General features: G+C 62.1%; 2 protein-coding genes. Both read right to left on the bottom strand.

Going from position 1 to position 1,000, the window contains the following annotated elements; all coding sequences use genetic code 11:
• Positions 1–202 precede the first annotated feature (202 nt).
• Complete coding sequence (gene infA, locus VJ307_07700; GenBank protein HJX74026.1) at positions 203–424, bottom strand: translation initiation factor IF-1; 222 nt, start codon at positions 422–424, stop codon at positions 203–205.
• 83 nt (positions 425–507) lie between these two features.
• Positions 508–1,000: GGDEF domain-containing protein (locus tag VJ307_07695; GenBank protein HJX74025.1), on the bottom strand; the 493-nt coding region annotated here is incomplete at its 5' end.

Genomic DNA, 1,000 nt, shown 5'->3' with positions numbered 1-1,000 from the left:
CGTTCTGGTGCTCTGCATCCCCAAGTGCGAGGAGCGGCGCGGCAAGAGGAAACGCATCAGGATAGAGGCGGAGGACTAGTGTACCGTCTCGTAAATAGCTTGTTGCACCGAGAGCGTCGATGCGCCGCGCCAGCAAGGCGCCAGGGTCATGGCGCCCCATCGAGGCGCGACAGGCGAGAGGAGTTCGGAAAGGTACGGCGGGCTACTGGTTGTGGCGATACAGGATGAGTCCGTGGGTGGTGTCATAGGGGGACACCCCCACGGTGACCTTGTCGCCCCTGACGACACGGATCTTGTACCGTTTCAGGGTTCCGCTCAGCTTTGCCGACAGGGTCATCCCGTTCTCCAGGGTGATGATGTAGTTTCCGCCGCCCTTGGTGTCGGTGACCGTTCCTTCCAGTTTCGCGAGATCCGCTTTCGCCAAGAGATGGGCTCCTTTTCGGATGATCCCGGGACGATCATCAGTGTATCACTGTTTCCGGCGGAAGAACCGTCCCCTCCGGTCACCTAGATCTCTTCCACTTCCAGAAGAGGCTTCCCGTCCAGACCCAGCTGCTGCGCCTTGACGATCCGGTTCCGTCCCGATTGCTTTGCCTGGTAGAGGGCCTCGTCCGCCACGCGGATGAGGTCGGTCGTCGAGCCCCCGTCCTGGGGGAAGTTCGCCACGCCTCCGCTGATCGTCACCTTGAGGGGGTGTTCCTGACCCGGAATCTGGAATTGCGTCGACTCCACCGTGCTCCTCAGGATTTCCGCGAAGGCGTACGCCTTCTCCTTGTCGGCTTGCGTCATCACGACGGTGAACTCCTCCCCTCCGTACCGGGCCGCGAAATCGGAACTGCGGATCCCGTCCGCGAGGACCTGTCCCAGTTTGACCAGGATGAGGTCCCCCGCCGGGTGCCCGTACGTGTCGTTGACCTTCTTGAAGTGGTCGATGTCGAACAGGAGGAGTGTCAGGGGATGCGAGTAGTTCCGGGCGCGGCGCAACTCCGCCTCGAACCGC

It is taken from the genome of Candidatus Deferrimicrobiaceae bacterium (assembly GCA_035256765.1).
Taxonomy (GTDB): Bacteria; Desulfobacterota; Deferrimicrobia; order Deferrimicrobiales; family Deferrimicrobiaceae; genus CSP1-8.
The sequence above is the reverse complement of the archived record's forward strand: the minus strand, read 5'-3'. Positions and strand labels throughout refer to the sequence as shown.